Genomic DNA, 19,059 nt, shown 5'->3' with positions numbered 1-19,059 from the left:
ATCCTAAGGCAAGTGTTACTCTGCGGCTACCACGCTGCCGCCGGAAATTCCTGTTTCGCGGGCTTTCAGCTCGGCCATCACGCTTAGGAATGATCCCGCCCGCCCCGTACCCCAATCAGATGCACGCGGCCGGTTCGTCGCCACCGCATCCACCAAGAACTGCACTTCATCCAAGGGACGCGCGAATAAAATGGGTGAGGTCGGCAACACCATGCTACCACCAGCACGCAACGCGGATTTACCGATCAAGGCAACCTTCTGGGCCTTGCTGGACCGTCCGCGATAGGTAATTGAATCGTAACCATTGCGAGCCACCGCAGATCCGATCGCTGAATAGATATAGCGTGCCGCAAAAATGCCGGTGCGCGCTGACGCCGGCAGCGAGCCAATGCCCGCCTCAGATTTCACATAAAGCGCCCGCGCATCCGCAAGCATGGTTTTCACCATCTGCTTGATCTCGGGTGTCGCTTGCGGGTTTCGCAAGAAAGCACCTTGATCAACACCAGCCTCGTTCAGCCAATCCAACGGCAGGTAGATACGCCCCATTCGCGCGTCTTCACCCACATCTCGCGCAATATTCGTGAGTTGCATTGCTACGCCCAAATCACAAGCTCGCGCAAGCGCATCCGCATCGCGCACGCGCATCAATACGCACATCATCGCACCAACAGCCGACGCCACACGCGCACAATATCCGCGCAAATCCGCAAGGCTGTTGTATTGTTGTTCAATCGCGTCCCACGCCAGGCCTTCCAGCAATGCCTCTGGCAGAGCACGGGGCAACTCAAAGTCTGCGACCACAGCCGCAAAGGCACGATCTTCGGGGGCATTACGCGGCTTGCCCGCATAGACCAGCTCTAGCCGCTCTTGCAGATCAATCACCGCGCGCGCTTTGTTGTCACCTTCATCAACCTCGTCATCCGCCAACCTGCAAAAAGCATAGAGCGCTAGCGCAGGGTCGCGTACAGACGCGGGCAGTAGCTTGGATGCCGCATGAAACGATAGCGACCCCGTGCGGATTACATCGCGGCAATGTTCCAGATCATTGGGATCAATCATTCTGCGGCCAACTTTATACTAGATGAAATCACGGGCATGTTTGGGACCAGCTTAGCCAACACCTCGGCGCTTGAAATAACCCCAGGAAGTCCCGCACCCGGATGCGTCCCCGCCCCGACAAGATACAAACCCTTAGCCTCTTCGCTGACGTTATGTGGCCGGAACCAGGCGCTTTGTAAAATCCGCGGCTCTAACGAAAACCCACACCCATGCGGGCTTAGATACCGATCACGAAACGTCTCGGGCGTGAACACTGTTTCCGTGACTATATCGTCCTGAAATCCGGGTATGATCTTTTCAATCTCGGCTGCCACCTTGGCGCGGTAAATCGGTTCTTCTATCTGCCAATCCACCGCATTGTCCCAACCCAAATGCGGCACAGGCGACAGCACATAGAAAGTATCATCGCCTTTGGGTGCCGCCGTGGAATCGGTGACCGAGGGCCTATGCACATAAAGGCTCATGTCATCGGACAGCTTGCCCTTCATAAAAATGTCGTGCAGCAAGCCCTTGTACCGCGGCCCGTTCACAATTGTATGGTGGCCGACATCGGCCCACTTGTCCGCCGTACCTTTGGTGCCAAAATACCAAACATAGAGCCCCATCGACCACCGCTTGCGCCCCAACTTCGCCCGCGTCCAACGTCGCTTGCTATGGTTGCGCAACAAATGATCATAGGTGTGCCCCGCATCCGCATTGCTAACGATCAACGGCGCGTCCAACTGCTTTCCGTCATCCAGAACAACCGCCTTTGCAGCGCCGCCTGTGACAACAATCTCGTCCACCACAGTCTTATGTCGAATAACACCGCCCTGCGAACGCACCACGTCGGCCATAGCATCGGCAATAGCTTGTACGCCGCCAATAGCGTAATGTACGCCGTAGGTTTTTTCTAAATGCGCCACCAGCGCATAGATCGAGGTTACATGCATCGGATCACCACCAATGAACAGCGGATGAAACGACAACGCCATACGCAAGCGCTCGTCTTTCACCCGCACCGCCGCTAACCCGTAGATCGACCGATCCGCCCGCAGCTGCGCGAACTTCGGCAAGACCTTGATCGTTTCCCAAAGCCTGTGCATCGGCTTGGCAACCATGCCTTCAAAACCCACCACATATCGCGCACGGCTGTCTTTCAAAAACCGCTTGAACCCCGCCACATCCGCTGGGTTCAGCTTGGCCACCTCTGCCAACATCTTGTCATCGTCGGAGCTTGCAGAAAACGTCGAACCATCAGGCCAGCGCACCTCGTAAAACGGCTCTAGCGGACGCAGATTGACATCTGCGCGAAAGTCACGCCCGCAATCTGACCATAGGTCTTCAAACACCTGCGGCACCGTCACAATCGTCGGCCCCAGATCAAACCGGTGCCCGTCTTGACCAATCGAAGATCCCCGCCCGCCGCTGCGATCCAGTTTGTCCAGAACAGTGACGGCATAGCCCTTGGCCCCCAGACGCATGGCCGCCGCCAGCCCGCCAAGACCCGCGCCAATCACAATCGCGCGGTTGTCCGTTGCAGGCTGTGACATGGCGGCCCCCTATCCAATGGTGTAAACTTTACTTTACATTTCTAGCGCGCCACTCCTTCACATTGCAAGGTATATGTGTCAGGGTAAGTTTACATATTTAGGATTCTACGCCCCATGTCGCAGGTCGTCAGCATCAGCTTCTTTCGTTTCGGGTCCATCCGGTCCCGCATTTGGGCATTCTCAATGATGGGCCGCGCACGCGGTCACATGAAACGAATCCCCGGCATCGAATTCTGGAAGCTGTGCGGTTCAGGCTCTGGCGAAGGATTCACACCGATCCCTAACACTGCCGTCTACGCCATCCTTGCAACATATCAAGATGTCGCCGACGCGAAAGCCGCCCAAGACGCACCCATCTTTCAACGCTACCGCGCGCAGGCGTCTGAAAGCTGGACCGTTTTCATGGCGGCCGATACAGCCCGCGGCGCATGGTCAGGCCAAACGCCATTCACACCATCAGCACAACTTACTACCGGCCCACTTGCCGCCCTGACCCGCGCCACGATCAAACCCAGCACATTGGCCAAGTTCTGGCGCCGCGTGCCCAACATATCCGCCGTGATTGGTCGCAACCCCAACGTCATGTTCAAAATCGGCATGGGAGAGATCCCTTGGCTCCACCAAGTTACCTTCTCGATCTGGCCAGACGCCGTGACAATGGCAAATTTCGCCCGCACTGGCCCACATGCCGAAGCCATCAAAGCCGTCCGCAACGATGGCTGGTTTAACGAAGAACTTTACGCCCGTTTCACGCTTTTGTCGGACACAGGCACATGGGGCGGCACCTCGCCCCTCCAACAATTGGACACCGCATGAAGCATCCATTCCCCTTCTCCGCCATCGTCGGTCAAGACGAGATGAAGCAAGCCATGATCCTCACCGCGATTGACCCATCAATCGGCGGTGTTCTGGTGTTTGGCGAACGTGGCACGGGCAAATCCACAGCCGTGCGTGCGCTTGCAGGTCTGCTACCACCTATCAGCGTGGTCAAAGATTGCCCCGTCAACTGCGCACAGCCCGAGGATTGCCCCGATTGGGCCGTCATCAACGAAATTTCCACCCACGATGTGCCCACCCCTGTCATCGACCTGCCTCTTGGCGCGTCAGAGGATCGCGTGACAGGCGCTTTGGACATCGAAAAAGCTCTAACAAAGGGCGAAAAGGCATTTCAGCCCGGATTATTGGCCCAAGCGAACCGCGGATATTTGTACATTGACGAGGTCAACTTGCTCGAAGATCACATCGTTGATTTGCTGCTTGATGTCGCCCAATCCGGCGAAAACGTGGTAGAGCGCGAAGGCCTGTCCATCCGCCACCCCGCCCGCTTTGTACTGGTCGGCTCAGGCAATCCTGAAGAGGGCGAGTTGCGCCCACAACTCCTTGATCGTTTTGGCCTGTCGGTCGATGTCGTCTCACCGACTCATATCGAAGACCGCGTCGACGTGATCAAACGCCGCGACTCTTATGATAACGACCACAGCGCCTTTATGCTGCGCTGGCAGGCCGAAGACGCCGCCTTGCGCGACCGCATTGTTACAGCTCGTCAAACTCTCAAAGATCTCAAAACACCCGACTCAGCGCTGCGCACCGTTGCAGAGCTTTGCATCAATCTCGGCTCTGACGGATTGCGCGGAGAGCTGACTTTGCTCAAAGCCGCGCGCGCCTTTGCCGCCTTCCGCAATGACACCGTGTTAACAACGGCCCACATCCGCGCCACAGCAGCGCTTGCCCTGCGCCACCGCTTGCGCCGCGACCCACTGGACGAAGCCGGATCCGGCGCACGCGTGGACCGCATCGTTGCCGAGACTTTGGACGCTTGACATGACCCCGTGGCAACGCGCGACTATGGCCCTCACGTTGCTTGCAATTGACCCGCAATCGCTGGGCGGTGTGGTCGTGCGTGCGCGCAGCGGCCCTGCACGCGACGCCCTCCTTGCAGGGGCCGCAAAACTGCCAATGCCTTCGGTACGCTTGCACCCACATATGACTGCCCAAGTGCTAGACGGCGACATCGACCTTTCCGCAACACTCAGCGGGGGCACACTTGTAAAGCAACGTGGCCTGCTAGATCGCTTACCATCCCTATTCATCTTGCCAATGGCCGAACGCATAGACCCCTACATGTCCGCACGCCTTGGTCAGGCATTGGATGCAGGCCACAGCCACGCCCTTCTCGCCCTCGACGAAGGATCAGAAGACGCGCAAACGGTCCCCCCTGCCCTCTCAGACCGCACCGCGTTCCACGTCACGCTTGATCACGTCGCGATGGCCGATCTTAGCGCCATTCCGCTGCCCGAAAATCTCTCGGTATTGCGCCGCTCTGCCCGCAAAGTGATTGTACCACCTGCAGTTCTGTCCGATCTTGTGACATTGGCTGTTAGCCTTGGCATTTCCAGCCTGCGCGCGCCGACATTCGCGCTCAACGCCGCACAGACCCATGCGGCTTGGCAGGACCGAGACACCCTAACTGCGGACGACGTGGCCATCGCTGTCGCTTTGGTCTACGCGCATCGCGCCACGCAAATGCCACACGACGATGCGACCGAAAATACCCCACAAGACGCAAACCAAGATAGCCAACCACAAGATCAGCCGTTTTCAATCCCCAAAGATATCCTTTTGGACGCGATCAAAGCTGTCCTGCCCCCCAATCTGCTGGCAAATCTCGACGCACAGACCTCAAAAAGGGCTGCTGGGGTGGGTTCCGGTGCAAAACGCATCAGCAACCGCCGTGGCAGACCCCTGCCCGCACGCACAGGCTCCAAAGCCAGCGCAGCCCGCGTTGATCTGATCGCCACCTTGCGCGCCGCGATCCCGTGGCAAACTTTGCGCAAAAACGCAGAGCCCGCGCGCATAGGCCCAATCTTTCGGCAATCCGACTTACGCCACAAATGCTATCAAACCCTTTCCGACCGGTTGCTGATCTTCACTGTTGACGCCTCTGGGTCCGCTGCAATGGCCCGCTTGGCCGAAGCCAAAGGCGCAGTAGAGCTGTTGTTATCCGAAGCCTACGCCCGCCGCGACCATGTCGCCTTGATTGCCTTTCGCGGCACAGACGCAGACCTGATCCTGCCGCCTACGCGCTCGTTAGTGCAAACCAAAAAGCGCCTCGCAGCCCTACCCGGTGGCGGCGGCACGCCACTTGCCGCTGGACTGACGGCAGCGCTGGCCCTTGCACAAACCACCACGCAAAAGGGCCTTACTCCGACAATCGTGCTGCTGACAGACGGTCGCGCAAACGTTGCCCTTGACGGCACCGGCAACCGCAAGCTTGCGGCAACCGACGCCCAGTTGATCGCCAAAAAAATCAACGCAGCCCGGGTCGAAGCGATCGTCATCGATACGACAATGCGCCCCGAACGCGCGCTACAAGAACTCGCGCAAACTATGGACGCCACCTACATCCCCCTGCCCCGCGCTGACGCCAAAGGGGTCTCTGCAGCTATCAGCACATCTTTGGGTAGCTAACGCGATGGAATGGGCCAAAGAAAACGCCACTTGGCCCCTTGCCCAGCACTCGCGTTTTGTTGTCTGCAAACCCCATCGTTGGCACATCCAAGACATCGGCTCCGGCCCGACCCTCCTGCTGCTCCACGGCGCAGGTGGTTCGACACATAGCTGGCGACACTTGATCCCGTACCTTAACCATTACCGCGCTGTAGCCATCGACTTGCCCGGCCAAGGTTTCACCCGCCTAGGCGCACAACGCCGTTGCAAACTTGATGCCATGGCTGAAGACATTATCGCCCTACTCAATGCCGAAAACCTGCGGCCGGCAGCCATCATTGGCCATTCCGCAGGCGCAGCAATCGCCTTGCGCGTGGCAGAACGAATGCCGGTCCCGCAGATCATCGGCATCAACGCAGCTCTCGATACCTTTCACGGGGTCGCGGGGGTCTTATTTCCGCTGTTGGCCAAAGCCATTGCAACCCTGCCGTTTGCTGCATCCGTCTTTAGCGCTACCGCATCCCAAGGCCAGACGGTTGACCGCATTATCAAGGGCACCGGCTCCACTCTCTCCACAGCAGACCGCGCCTACTACCGCCGACTGGTCGCTAGCTCTGACCACGTTCACGGCACCTTGCAGATGATGGCGCAGTGGCAGCTGGAACCACTTTTGTCCCGTTTGCCGGAACATGGCACGCAAACCATTCTGATTGCTGCTGAAAATGACAAAGCAGTGCCGCCCCAAACCACACAACATATAGCAGCACACATGCCAAATGCGCAGGCCATTATGATACCACACCTGGGCCATCTCGCCCACGAAGAAGACGCAGGCGCGATTGCCCCACATATTTTAAACGCGCTGACACCCCAGACGCAGACAAAGGCCTCGACAATATGACCGAACCTTTCGCTTCCGAAAAAGCCCAAGCCGCTGCTTGGTTCGAAACCTTGCGCGACGAAATCGTCACAGCGTTCGAAAGACTTGAAGACACCCAAACCGATGGACCCACGGCACACCTACCCGCAGGCAGGTTTGAACAAACTGCAACGACGCGCAGCAGCGATAATGGCGCCGATGCTGGCGGAGGCTTGATGTCAGTCATGCGCGGTGGCCGTGTGTTTGAAAAAGTTGGCGTAAATACCTCGACCGTTTACGGCCAACTGGGCGAGTCTGCACAAAAAGCAATGGCTGCACGCGGCGTTCCCGGTATGGCTGTCGATCCGCGCTTCTGGGCCTCTGGCATCTCACTTGTGGCCCACGTCCAAAACCCGCATGTGCCCGCAGTTCACATGAACACACGTATGTTCTGGACGCCGCACGCATGGTGGTTCGGTGGCGGGTCTGACCTGAACCCTTGTATTGAATATGACGACGACACGGCACATTTCCACGCCGTGCAAAAAAGGCACCTCGATCGCCACGACACAGCCCATTACCCCAAACTAAAGGCATGGGCAGACGAATACTTCTACATCCCCCACCGCAACCGTGCGCGCGGCGTCGGCGGTATATTCATGGATGACTATTGCACAGGCGATTGGGCCACTGACTTTGCCCTAACCCAAGACATTGGTTGCGCATTTCTACCCGCCTACGTGCCCTTGGTCGAAAACCGCCGCACACTTGGCTGGAGCGACGCCGACAAAGACACACAATTGATCCACCGTGGGCTGTATGCCGAATACAACCTCGTCTACGACCGCGGCACAAAATTCGGCCTCACCACAGGCCACGATGCCAACGCAGTCTTAATGAGCCTGCCACCCATGGCAAAGTGGACGTAGAAAGGCAAAATCCAAAAGTAAGCGATCGTATTTTCATAAGCCGTTGTGAAATAGCATTTCTATTGATGGCTTCTTTCCAATCTAAGGTATGCGAGCCCAAACCACACTCAGGAACACGTTTTCAATGTGCCTCCATTGATAAATCACCGGCTCCGCTATGTTTTGGCAAACGAACGTCACGCACCCCCATTCCCGTCGATCGCAGGAGCAAGTCAGGCGGCTTATCTCGCTATGAAACCCGCAGATTGCGCGACAAAGAAGCAGAGCTTACACAAAAATTGCAGTTGCGTGTCCAAAAAAACCGCTGAAGAGTTATCCATCGTCGTGGTCACCTATTGCGCCGCAAATATCATGTTGTATTTGATCGGTCCGCTTGGAATTGCTTTCAGCAGCACGCCGTCTCTGTCCCCACTGGTGCCATGATGATTTTCAACGATCTGCTCGCGTAAGCCAGGAACGTGGTGTTATCCAACGCACTAGACAAGCAAGACATCTGCAGCAGGGCCAGAACCGCTGTCGAAAATCACGAGAGGTGACCGAAGCAGTAACAGTCTCATTCCGTTCAGAGCTTAATGGATGCAACGAAAAGGGTAGCTGCGGTCATGGGCTTGAAATCCCAAGACCTGCTTCTGCTCGATAACTTCGGGGCAGTGACACGGTTCATGATCTGCGTAAAATGACCCAACGTTTCGCGTGAGCCTGCAAGCCTGCGTCGCTAGGTAGAGAGAAACACCCAGCGGCAAGATAGGATCAGACATGACAGATATCGCAATTTTGGGCGGAGCACGGACAGCGATTGGCGGCTTTGGCGGCAGTTTGGCTGGGACCACACCGATCGAGTTAGGCGCAACCGTCAGCCGCGTGGCAATCGAGCGTGCAGGTATCTCGCCAGAACAGATCGGACATGTCACATTTGGCCACGTGATCAATACGGAACCCCGCGATATGTATCTGTCTCGCGTCGCGGCGATGGAGGCTGGCGTGCCTGAAACCGTACCCGCGATGAACGTGAACCGGTTGTGCGGATCGGGTGTCCAAGCGATCGTATCTGGTATTCAATCGCTGATGCTAGGTGATGCCGAATATGCCTTGGCTGGCGGAGTCGAGGTCATGAGCCGGTCACCTTATATTTTGCCTGCCGCACGGTGGGGCCAAAAGATGGGTGATGCAGGTGCCCAAGACATGATGCTGGGTGCCCTGAGCTGTCCGTTTGGAACAGGCCACATGGGCGTCACGGCGGAAAACGTAGCCGCAGAACATGACGTCAGCCGTGCGGATCAGGACGCTTTTGCACTGAGCAGCCAAGAAAGAGCAGCCGCGGCAATCCAAGCAGGATATTTTGACGATCAGATCACGCCAGTATCAGTGCGCGTCAAACGCGACACAGTTGATTTCGTCAAAGACGAACACCCCAAGTCGACGACGCTTGATGCCTTGGGTGGGTTGCGCCCTGTCTTTCAAAAGGACGGGTCCGTCACTGCTGGCAATGCGTCGGGGATCAATGATGGTGCCGCTGCAATCGTCATGTCGACCATGTCTGCCGCCGAAGCCAATGGGCAAACACCAGCCTTTCGGGTGCTGGGCTATGCCCATGCTGGCGTCCGTCCCGAGGTGATGGGCATCGGACCGATCCCTGCTGTCAAGAATCTGTTCGTCAAGACGGGCCTTGGTGCCGATGATTTTGACGTGATCGAATCCAACGAAGCCTTTGCCAGCCAAGCCTTGGCGGTGACCCGTGGTCTGGGGTTAGATCCCGCCCGAGTAAATCCAAATGGCGGCGCGATTGCATTGGGGCATCCGGTTGGGGCAACAGGTGTGATCATCACGATCAAGGCGATGTATGAATTGCAGCGGACCGGCGGCAAGCGTGCCTTGATCACAATGTGCATTGGCGGTGGCCAAGGCATCGCATTGGCGATCGAGCGGCTTTAAGTCGCCGTTTACCATGGCCGGTCCATCAGGGTGCGAACCACCTAGGGCAAATTGGCCGATGGGCATTGCAGAACGCTTTACCGAAGAGCGGCGGGCACGTCTCGCCGCGCAACGGCTGCTTGAACAAAAGCAGGCCGAACTGTTTGCTGCGAACAAAAAGCTCGCCGAGTATGCCAAAGAGCTGAACGAAGAAATTCGCGAAACCCGTGAAGAGGTCGGCAGCCTGCGGGATGAAAACATGCGGGTCAAAGCGGATTTACAAACAGCGACCCGCCGGACCGAAATCGCCGAACGACGGTTGTGGGATTCGGTGGAGACCATCCGCGACGGCTTTGCCGTTTTGAATCCGGTGGCCGGATGATCGCGGCGAACACTGCGTATTTGCCAGTGTTTGATGGGCATGACGAGATCAAGTCTGGCGTCACCTATATTCGCGTCCTTCAGATTTGTACCGAAGAAGGGGTCATTGACACCGGTGATTTGTCACCGACAGCGTGGATGCTGGAACGCTGGCAATCCGACGCGCCAAAACCCTATAATTTTGAGCTGTGGAACGGACAATATATCAAGCTGATAGATCGACGTTCGCGGGACGGCGATATGGTGACCTTGGCGCTGAACATGACCGAAACAATGTCCGTTCAAACCGAGCTCGACACCGCACGGGAAAAGGCCAAGGCCGCGACACGCGGCCAAATCATCGTTCCTCGCCAATATAAGCCATGAAATTCGAACGCCAATGAACGGTGTGATGGGTATGGCCGCGCTATTGGTCAACACAACCTTGGATGATGAGCAAAAGCTGTTTGTCGACACAATCCACAGCTCTGCCGCAGGGCTGTTGGAAATCATCAATGATGTCTTGGATTACTCCAAGATTGAGGCCGAAAAACTGACGCTAAACATCGAGCCATTCGATGCGCGGACCTGCCTAACCGAGGTTGTGACGTTGTTGCGGCCTGCGGCACAAGACAGAGGAATCACCTTGAACTTTGAGTATTCCGATGCTGTGCCGGGTTATTTGCTGGGTGATCGTGGGCGCATGCGGCAGATTATGTTCAACCTATTGGGCAATGCCGTAAAGTTCACAACAGAAGGTCGCGTCAGTCTGACAGTGACCCCCGTCCCCACGGGTGGCCCAAATCGCCGCCGCATCGTCGTGACCGACAGCGGGATTGGAATTCCACCCGAGAGCCTGACAGCGATTTTTGGAGAGTTTTCACAGGTTGAGTCGGATCACACCCGCAGCTTTGAAGGCACAGGTTTAGGGCTGTCGATCACGTACAAGTTGGTGACACTGATGGGGGGCGACATTTGGGCGGAAAGCACGTTGGGCGAAGGGTCGCAGTTCTATATCGACGTTGATCTGGCCGCCCCAAAGGAAGAGCGGGAACGGCTGGTTGTTTTGTGCGCCGAGGACAACAAGACCAACCAGCTGGTGTTTCGCAAAACAGTTCAGACTGCTGACATCGACCTGAGGTTTGCGAACAACGGGCAAGAGGCGTTTGAATTATGCCAATCGCTTGAACCTGACCTCGTGTTCATGAACTTCTCAATGCCGTTTATGGACGGGCTAGAGGCAACTGCAGCCATTCGTGATTTCGAGGGCGCGGAGCGTACGCCAATTTGTGCAATCACTGCGCATGCCCTCAAAGACGATCATGACGCGTTGTTGGCCCAAGGTATGGATGCCGTTTTGAGCAAACCATTAAGGAAGGCCTTGCTCTTTGAGCAAATCCGCGCGGTCCAAGTTGCATTGGGATTTGCCCCTTTGCCCGGTGGTTACTTGGCTGTTGGCATGAAAAGAGGATTTAAGCCAAGAGGTTTGGGCGAGATCGCGCTGCGCTGTGCTGACATGGTCGGGATGGTCGCATTCTACCGCGATGTCATCGGCCTAGAGGTGTTGCAGGGTACAGCCGAAGAGCCGATCGTGTTTTTCAAAATCGGCGAAGGTGTCGCTGGCCACACGACGGTCTTGGCGTTGTTTCACCACGGCCTAGGTGCGCGTGGTCATCACTGCATCACATCGCAGTATCGCTGCCGTGGCAGGAACAAGAGGCCGTTGTCGCCCGCTATGAAGCGTTGGGGCAACCCTACCGGATCGAGACATTCGAATGGGCAAAATGGCGGGGTATTTTCACGGAAGATCCCGAAGGGAACAGCGTCGAATTGGTCGCCTATGACCCTGCGGTTGGATAGGGTCGCGAGAACACCATCCGGTCGCCTTCGGACTGATCGGGCTGAAACGCATAACCACCCAAATCAAAGTCACGCAAACCATGTTCGGATGTCACACGATTGGTCACCATAAAGCGTGCCATGGCGCCGCGCGCTCGTTTCGCGAAAAAGCTGACAGTCTTGGCCGTCCCATTTTTCTCTTCGAGAAAGACCGGCGTGATCACGCGTAGCTTCAACGATTTCGCAGCGACGGCGCCAAAATATTCTTGGGATGCACAATTGACCAACGTGTCTGCGCCCAGCGTCTCGGCATGTGTATTCAGCGCCTTGGACAGAGTGTCACCCCAATAGTCATAGAGCGACTTGCCGCGACGCGTTTTCAGACGGCTGCCCATTTCAAGGCGGTAGGGCTGGATCGCATCCTGAGGGCGCAACAGACCGTAAAGCCCCGAAATAATTCGCAGGTGGTTCTGAGCATAGGCCATTTCATCGGCGTCAAACTCACCAGCCATGAGGCCTTGATACGTGTCGCCGTTGAACGCGAGTGCGGCAGGGCGAACATGCTGGGGATCGGGCTCGGCTGCGAACGCCTTGAACCGATCACGATTGAGCCGAGCGAGGTCATCGCTGATCGACATCAGTTTTTTGAGTTCGGTCAGGGTCAGATTGCGAGAGGTTTTCGCGAGACGCACAGCGTCATCCTGATAGTCCGGCTGTGTAACATCAGCGCCAGCACTGGTTTCCCAATCAAGCGATTTGGCTGGTGAAATAACGACGAGCATAGCGTTCCCCTTGTTCTACGTTTGGACATAGTCGACTGGTGTGAAACCTCAAGCCTCGCGTAGGACTTGGAGAAAGGCATCACCAAAACGTGCGGCGCGTTTGTCACCCAAAAGGCGCGTCATTCCGCCCGTATCATTCGGTTTCACTTGGGCAACCTTTGCAATCAGAGATGCAGAGCAGCTCATCGGTTTGTCGGCCCCCATAGTGCCACGGCTGAGGGCGGTTTGAACCTCGAGCAAGCGGTCATATAGCGCGCCCTCGTCCCGACCGGCCAATTTGCGGCGCATCGGGTGAACCTCTTCGGACGCGCCATTGATCACTTCGAGAAAGGCGTCGCCATAACTGTCGAGTTTTTTGGCACCGACACCACCGATCCGCGCCATACCGTCCAGATCAGCGGGGCGTTTTTCAGCCATCTCAATCAAAGTGCGGTCGTTGAAAATGATATAGGCTGGGACACGTTGTTCTTCGGCCAAGGCGCGGCGTTTAGCCTTGAGCGCAGAGAGTAGGGGCGCATCTTCTTCGCTGACCAGCATTTTGACGGCTGGTGCGCGTCCTCGGGCGGCTTTGATCGTGTCACGCCGCAGGGTGATCGTTGCTTCGTCGCGTAGGATCGGGCGCGCGGCTTGGGTCATGGCCAAGGCGCCGTGGCGATCAGGGTTCGGACGCACCAGATCGTGCCCCATCATTTGCCGAAATATCGCCTGCCATTGCCGTTTGTCGTATTCTTTGCCCACGCCGTAGGTCGGCAACGCATCGTGACCGCGCTCGTTGATTTTATCAGTGTTGGCCCCGAGCAGGATGTCGATGAGATGACCCGCGCCAAACCATTCCTCGGTCCGCAGAATCGCGCTAAGCGCCTTGCGTACAGCTGTTGTCCCATCAAAGGTTTCCGGTGGGGTGTCGCACAAATCGCATTGGCCGCAGGTGATGTCAGTTTCACCAAAATACCCAAGCAGGTTCTGACGACGACATTCCAGCGCTTCGGCCAAACCTAAGAGCGCGTTCAGTCGACCATGATCGGCCGCACGGCGTTCTGGCGGGGCGAGGCCCTCGTCAATCTGGCTGCGGCGCAGACGAATATCATCCGGACCAAACAGCGTCAGCGTTTCGGCAGGTGCGCCGTCGCGACCTGCGCGACCGATTTCTTGGTAGTAGGCTTCGATACTCTTGGGCAGATCAGCATGGGCAACCCAACGAATGTCGGGTTTGTCGACACCCATGCCAAAGGCGACAGTCGCGACAACGATCAAACCATCCTCGCGTGCGAAACGGGTCTCGACGATGCGGCGATCTTCGGCCTCCATACCGCCGTGATAATGGCAGGCCGTATGGCCCGCATCGTTCAATGCCTTAGACAGGCCTTCGGTTTTGGCGCGGGTGCCGCAATAGACGATGCCGGATTGACCTTTGCGCGCGGCGGCAAAGTTCAAAATTTGGGCGCGCGGGCCATCTTTGGCCTCGAACCGCAGGTGGATGTTCGGCCGATCGAAGCCGCGCAGAAACGTGCTGGGTTGTTGGCCGTCAAACAGCTTTTGAACGATCTCGGCTTGGGTTTCGGCATCAGCAGTCGCTGTAAACGCGGCGAGGGGTACATCGAGCGTGCGGCGCAATTCACCAATGCGCAGATAGTCGGGGCGGAAATCATGGCCCCATTGGCTAACGCAATGCGCCTCGTCGACGGCGATCATGCTGACGCCAGCCCTGCGCAGCATTTGCAATGTGCCCGACGATCCCAGCCGTTCAGGCGCCATATACAAAAGCTTGAGCGTACCAGCCTCGAGAGCCTCCCAAACCGCATCAGTTTCTTCTGGGGTATTGCCAGAGGTCAGGGCGCCAGCCTCGACACCAACCTCGCGCAGGCCTCGAACTTGGTCACGCATCAATGCAATAAGCGGTGAGATAACGACCGTGACACCACTGCGGACCAAAGCAGGAAGTTGAAAGCACAGCGATTTACCACCGCCTGTTGGCATAATGGCGAGCGTGTTCTGGCCGTCGATGACGGCATCGACAATCTCGCCCTGGCCAAGGCGGAAATCGTCGAATCCAAAAACGTCAGAGAGAAGCGTGGCAGCGCTCATGCCTGTGGTACCTGTGTGTTTGTTTTTCTGCTCTTACAGAAACAATCCCACACTAAGAATCGGTGAACAAGCCCTTAGAACGGGATACGTGGCACGACCGAGAACCGCAGAAAGATGACCGCGATAAAGGCAACAAGCGGCGCAAGGTCTAGCGGACGAGTGTCCGGCAACACGCGCCGGATCGGAGTGTAGATCGGCTCGAGCAAGCGATTAAGACCCATCCAGATCTGTCCAACAATCGGCTGATGCAGATTGAGAACCTGAAAATTGATCAGCCAACTCATGATGATGTGGATGATCATAATGAAATAGGCGACGCCCAAGATCAGGTCGAGAAATTCCGCAAACATAAGCCGGTGTCCTTTGTTGTATGCACGCTAGGTAAGTGTTCTGAGGCCGCGCGGCAAGACATGGCTGCCCCGAGGTCAAAGTTGATGCGCACGTCAAGTGGCGGCAAGGTAGCCAAATGTATCCATTTATCCGACTGGCAAAAGAATTCTGGGTTCACCGCAAAGCGTCATCGCTTGGGGTGACTGATGTCCACGTGTCGCATCATCGCTGTTGGCCTCAAGACATCGATATTTTTATCGAGATGAACAACGGGCGCATCCTGACCATTCTGGATCTGGGACGCACGGTGCTAGCCAAACGAACCGGTCTGTTTCAAGCGCTGAAAGACAACGGCTGGGGTTTGACCATGGCCGGTTGTTCGGTTCGGTATCGTCGCCGGATCAAAACATTTGAAAAATTCCGGACCGTTAGCCGCGCAATTGGATGGGATGAACGGTTCTTTTATCTGGATCAAACGATTTGGGTGGGAGACGTCTGTGCAGCCCAAGCGCTGTATCGATCTGCAGTGACATCCAAGGACGGGATCGTGCCAACCCGTGCCATATTGGATCATCTAGGGATCATTGACGACAGTCCCGATTTGCCCGAATGGACCCGCAATTGGATCGACGCTGAGGGCACCCGCCCGTGGCCGCCCGAAGTGCGCGGCTGACGCAGCATCGCCGCCTGCCCTCTTGCCATATGCGTCGCGGACGTGCCTTAGTCCTAAGAGGGAATAAGGGGCGAAAAATGGCGACTGCACATAAGAAGAAGATTTGGGGCTGGATGGCCTTTGATTGGGCGTCACAGCCGTTCTACACATTGGGTCTGACATTTATCTTTGGCCCCTATTTCGCCGAGGTTGCCGCCCAATACTTTATGGGCCAAGGCGCTGGCGTGGACGAAGCCAAAGCACAATCCCAAAGCACATGGGCCTTTGGTCAAACAATCGCAGGATTGATTATCGCATTTTCCGCCCCCTTCCTGGGCGCCTTTGCAGATGCCGCCGGGCGAAAAATCCCGTGGCTCGCGTTGTTCTCAGTCATTTATGTCGTGGCGACATGGTCGCTGTGGCACCTGGCGCCAGACGGGTCGAACCTGATCTTGGTTCTTTTGATCTTTTACGTCGGCTTTATCGCTGCGGAATCCGCTCTCAATTTCATCAATGCGATCCTGCCATCGTTGGGAAATGACAAAGAGGTCGGACGCATTTCCGGTTCGGGCGCTGCATTCGGGTATTGGGGTGGAGTTCTATCGTTGGCCTTGATGCTGCTGTTCTTCGCCGAAAGCGCTACAACCGGAAAAACGATGATCGGTATGTCCCCGATGTTTGGCCTCGACGCCGATGCCCGAGAAGGTACCCGCGCGGTCGGCCCGTTTATCGCGATCTGGTATGCAGTCTTTATTATCCCGTTCTTTTTGTTTGTGCGGGATGATCCCGCGCTGAAATCGCCCACACCAAAAATCCGCGAGGTGTGGAACGATCTGAAACAAACGCTAAGCGCGGTGGTCAAACGCAAGAGCCTAGGATCGTTCCTATTGGGCTCGATGTTCTATCGCGATGCGCTGAATTCCCTCTATGCGTTCGGCGGCGTCTATGCCGGACTGGTTCTGGGTTGGCCCATTCAAGACGGATTTAACCCCTTCAGTGTTGGCGTATTTGGTGTGGTCAGTGCGATTGCTGCTGCGATCTTTACCTACATTGGTGGCAGATTTGATGCACGACTGGGCCCGAAGCCCGTGATCATTGGCGCTGTTTTATTCTTGATAATCGTCAGCTCGATCATCGTGGGCATGTCGCGTACCCAAGTATTTGGGGTGCCAATTGCCGCGGGATCTACAGTCCCTGACATCATCTTTTTCACCTGTGGTGTTGTCATTGGTGGTGCTGGCGGCGTGCTTTACGCGGCTTCCCGCTCACTCATGGTGCGGCACACAGAACCGGCTGCAGCAACGCAATCCTTTGGATTATTCGCACTTTCAGGCAAAGCGACCGCGTTCTTGGCCCCGTTCTTGATCGGTGTCTTTACTGCTGTGACCGGAAATGTGCAGCTGGGCTTTTTGCCAGTGATCTTGCTCTTCATTTTGGGTCTGATCATGCTAACATGGGTCAACAAAGACGGAGACCGTGCAGCATGATCCGCACCTTGTTGAGTGTATGTATCTTTCTAGCCGTTGCCGCATGTGGTGGTGACGACGAAGGACAACAAGTATCAACCCAAAGCGCCAATACTGGTGACCAGCGTGTCGCCAAAGCGTTGTTTGGTGCGGCTGGACGACCATCAGATCAACGGTCAGAACCATTTGGCGGATATGCACGTGGATGCCAGGCCGGTGCTGTTGAATTGGCTGAAACAGGCCCGACATGGCAGGCGATGCGCCTGTCTCGCAACCGCAACTGGGCCCAGCCTGAAACCGTTGATTTTGTCAAAGACCTAAGCCGGTTTGCGGCGACCCAAGTTGGATGGGAAGGGCTGTATGTCGGCGACATGTCACAGCCACGTGGTGGCCCAATGCTAACAGGCCACCGCAGCCACCAAACAGGTTTGGACGCGGATATCTGGATGCTCCCCCCCAAGCGGTTGAACTTATCCCGCACTGAGCGTGAGAACCTTTCTTCGATTTCGCTACGTCGGTCCGCTGGCGCGTATACGAACGACAACTGGTCCCAACAGCACATGAACATTTTGCGCGAAGCCGCGAGCGATCCACGGGTTGCACGTATATTTGTGTTCCCAGGTGCCAAGGTTGCGATGTGTAACACGGCAACGGGTGATCGTAGCTGGCTGCGTAAAATTCGCCCATGGTGGGGACATCACTATCATTTCCATGTGCGGCTCAACTGTCCTGCTGGCGATCGTGGGTGCGAAAACCAAGCACCACCCCCTGCCGGTGACGGATGTGCGGATGCTGACCGTTGGGTCCGCGACATCCTGAACCCGCCTGCGCCTGATCCCAATGCACCAGCACCCAAACCCCGTCGTGAACTTACGATGGCCCGTTTGCCTGCGCAGTGTTCATCGGTGCTGACCTCGAACTGATCGATGCGAATTTTTGCCAAACTTTGTGCTTTGGTGCTCGCCGCTCTGCCGAGTGGTGCGATGACCGAGGCGTCTTTCGTTGGGGCCTATCACTGGATGGGTCAAGGCACTGAGTTCGGCGGATTCTCCAGCCTCGCGATTTTAGATGATGGTCAGTCATTTTTAGCGACAACAGATCGCGGGTATTGGGCATCGGGCCGATTGCAGCGTGATGGCACCGAAATTGTTGACGTGTCAGCAAACCTTCGCAAAATGGTTTTGGCGGACGGGTCGAACCAGTTCAGCACTGACGCCGAGGGCCTCGCGATCTCGGACAACGGCCAGCTGTTCGTGTCCTTCGAGGGACAGCACCGCGTTTCATCCTTTGGGGATCAAACCCAAACTGAACAGGCCATGCCCGTCCACCGTGATTTTGAGGGACTACAAAACAATTCCTCGCTTGAGGCGTTGGCGATCGACGATTTGGGGCGTCTCTACACCATTCCGGAACGGTCGGGCCTACGCACCCGTCCCTTTCCAGTTTACCGTTTTGATGGCACAATGTGGTCGCAGCCGTTTTCGATCCCGCGTCGCAAAGGGCATTTGATTGTTGGAGCGGACATCTTTGAAGATCGTCTCTATGTTCTTGAACGTGACTTTATGGGGATTGGATTTCGAAGCCGTGTTCGGGCGTTTGATCTGAACGGCGAGAATGAAGTGACTTTGATCGATAGTCAGATTCTCACCCACGACAATCTCGAAGGGATCAGTGTCTGGCGCGATAGCCCCGAGACCCTGAGAATAACCATGCTGTCGGACAATAATTTCCGTTCGTTGCAACGCACCGAGTTTGTCGAATACCGCATAAATGATTGACCTAACAGGCTGACCATCCTAAACGCGGCG

The 19,059-nt window shown here is 56.4% G+C and carries 17 protein-coding genes and 1 pseudogene; 13 read left to right on the top strand and 5 right to left on the bottom strand.

What is annotated here, in order from left to right:
- Positions 1–15: 15 nt before the first annotated feature.
- Together crtB and TR2A62_RS12825 are read right to left on the bottom strand one after the other, a co-directional pair.
- Positions 16–1,059, bottom strand: coding sequence for a 15-cis-phytoene synthase (gene crtB, locus TR2A62_RS12830; protein WP_009157468.1), 1,044 nt, complete (start codon positions 1,057–1,059; stop codon positions 16–18).
- Complete coding sequence (locus tag TR2A62_RS12825) at positions 1,056–2,591, bottom strand: phytoene desaturase (protein ID WP_009157934.1); 1,536 nt, start codon at positions 2,589–2,591, stop codon at positions 1,056–1,058. The genes crtB and TR2A62_RS12825 overlap by 4 nt, the downstream gene beginning before the upstream one ends.
- Before the next feature lie 114 nt (positions 2,592–2,705).
- On the opposite strand from TR2A62_RS12825, the gene crtA reads away from it, so the two are divergent.
- The 9 genes and pseudogenes from crtA to TR2A62_RS19165 form a co-directional block, all read left to right on the top strand.
- A complete protein-coding gene (crtA, locus tag TR2A62_RS12820; RefSeq protein ID WP_009160595.1) occupies positions 2,706–3,407 on the top strand; it encodes a spheroidene monooxygenase in 702 nt (233 codons plus the stop codon).
- Complete coding sequence (bchI, locus tag TR2A62_RS12815) at positions 3,404–4,411, top strand: magnesium chelatase ATPase subunit I (RefSeq protein WP_009158567.1); 1,008 nt, start codon at positions 3,404–3,406, stop codon at positions 4,409–4,411. The genes crtA and bchI overlap by 4 nt, the downstream gene beginning before the upstream one ends.
- 1 nt (position 4,412) lies before the next feature.
- Positions 4,413–6,059, top strand: a complete 1,647-nt coding sequence (locus tag TR2A62_RS12810; RefSeq protein WP_009157941.1) for a magnesium chelatase subunit D — start codon at positions 4,413–4,415, stop codon at positions 6,057–6,059.
- Between the two features lie 4 nt (positions 6,060–6,063).
- On the top strand, positions 6,064–6,939 hold the full coding sequence (gene bchO / locus TR2A62_RS12805; protein ID WP_009157534.1) for an alpha/beta fold hydrolase BchO: 876 nt from the start codon (positions 6,064–6,066) through the stop codon (positions 6,937–6,939).
- Positions 6,936–7,826, top strand: a complete 891-nt coding sequence (gene hemF, locus TR2A62_RS12800) for an oxygen-dependent coproporphyrinogen oxidase (protein WP_009159189.1) — start codon at positions 6,936–6,938, stop codon at positions 7,824–7,826. Before bchO ends, hemF begins: the two co-directional genes overlap by 4 nt.
- A 756-nt stretch (positions 7,827–8,582) precedes the next feature.
- Positions 8,583–9,758, top strand: a complete 1,176-nt coding sequence (locus TR2A62_RS12790) for an acetyl-CoA C-acyltransferase family protein (RefSeq protein ID WP_009158088.1) — start codon at positions 8,583–8,585, stop codon at positions 9,756–9,758.
- Between the two features lie 58 nt (positions 9,759–9,816).
- The gene (locus TR2A62_RS19175; protein WP_009160833.1) at positions 9,817–10,119 is read left to right on the top strand and encodes a hypothetical protein; all 303 of its coding nucleotides are present in this window, start codon (positions 9,817–9,819) and stop codon (positions 10,117–10,119) included.
- A complete protein-coding gene (locus tag TR2A62_RS19170) occupies positions 10,116–10,484 on the top strand; it encodes a hypothetical protein (RefSeq protein WP_009159778.1) in 369 nt (122 codons plus the stop codon). Before TR2A62_RS19175 ends, TR2A62_RS19170 begins: the two co-directional genes overlap by 4 nt.
- 13 nt (positions 10,485–10,497) lie before the next feature.
- A pseudogene (locus TR2A62_RS19165) lies at positions 10,498–11,484 on the top strand (ATP-binding protein); the annotation flags it as partial.
- Positions 11,485–11,935: 451 nt separating this feature from the next.
- On the opposite strand, the gene yaaA reads toward TR2A62_RS19165, so the two are convergent.
- The 3 genes from yaaA to TR2A62_RS12770 all read right to left on the bottom strand — a co-directional run bounded on the left by yaaA (position 11,936) and on the right by TR2A62_RS12770 (position 15,153).
- A complete protein-coding gene (gene yaaA / locus TR2A62_RS18200) occupies positions 11,936–12,718 on the bottom strand; it encodes a peroxide stress protein YaaA (protein ID WP_040820730.1) in 783 nt (260 codons plus the stop codon).
- 48 nt (positions 12,719–12,766) lie between these two features.
- Complete coding sequence (gene recQ / locus TR2A62_RS12775; RefSeq protein ID WP_009157476.1) at positions 12,767–14,803, bottom strand: DNA helicase RecQ; 2,037 nt, start codon at positions 14,801–14,803, stop codon at positions 12,767–12,769.
- Positions 14,804–14,877: 74 nt separating this feature from the next.
- Complete coding sequence (locus TR2A62_RS12770; protein ID WP_009158517.1) at positions 14,878–15,153, bottom strand: YggT family protein; 276 nt, start codon at positions 15,151–15,153, stop codon at positions 14,878–14,880.
- Between the two features lie 116 nt (positions 15,154–15,269).
- On the opposite strand from TR2A62_RS12770, the gene TR2A62_RS12765 reads away from it, so the two are divergent.
- From TR2A62_RS12765 to TR2A62_RS12750, 4 genes are all read left to right on the top strand, one after another.
- Positions 15,270–15,806: an acyl-CoA thioesterase gene (locus TR2A62_RS12765; RefSeq protein ID WP_009160509.1), complete on the top strand. Its 537-nt coding sequence runs from the start codon at positions 15,270–15,272 to the stop codon at positions 15,804–15,806.
- A gap of 77 nt (positions 15,807–15,883) precedes the next feature.
- On the top strand, positions 15,884–17,272 hold the full coding sequence (locus tag TR2A62_RS12760) for an MFS transporter (protein WP_009157748.1): 1,389 nt from the start codon (positions 15,884–15,886) through the stop codon (positions 17,270–17,272).
- Positions 17,269–18,174, top strand: a complete 906-nt coding sequence (gene mepA / locus TR2A62_RS12755; protein ID WP_009157725.1) for a penicillin-insensitive murein endopeptidase — start codon at positions 17,269–17,271, stop codon at positions 18,172–18,174. The genes TR2A62_RS12760 and mepA overlap by 4 nt, the downstream gene beginning before the upstream one ends.
- 3 nt (positions 18,175–18,177) lie before the next feature.
- Entirely contained in the window at positions 18,178–19,029 is an 852-nt protein-coding gene (locus TR2A62_RS12750; protein WP_009158349.1) for an esterase-like activity of phytase family protein, read from the top strand.
- The last annotated feature ends 30 nt before the right edge of the window (positions 19,030–19,059 follow it).

Source organism: Thalassobium sp. R2A62, assembly GCF_000161835.1.
In the GTDB taxonomy this organism is placed as follows: Bacteria; Pseudomonadota; Alphaproteobacteria; order Rhodobacterales; family Rhodobacteraceae; genus Thalassobium.
The sequence above is the reverse complement of the archived record's forward strand: the minus strand, read 5'-3'. Positions and strand labels throughout refer to the sequence as shown.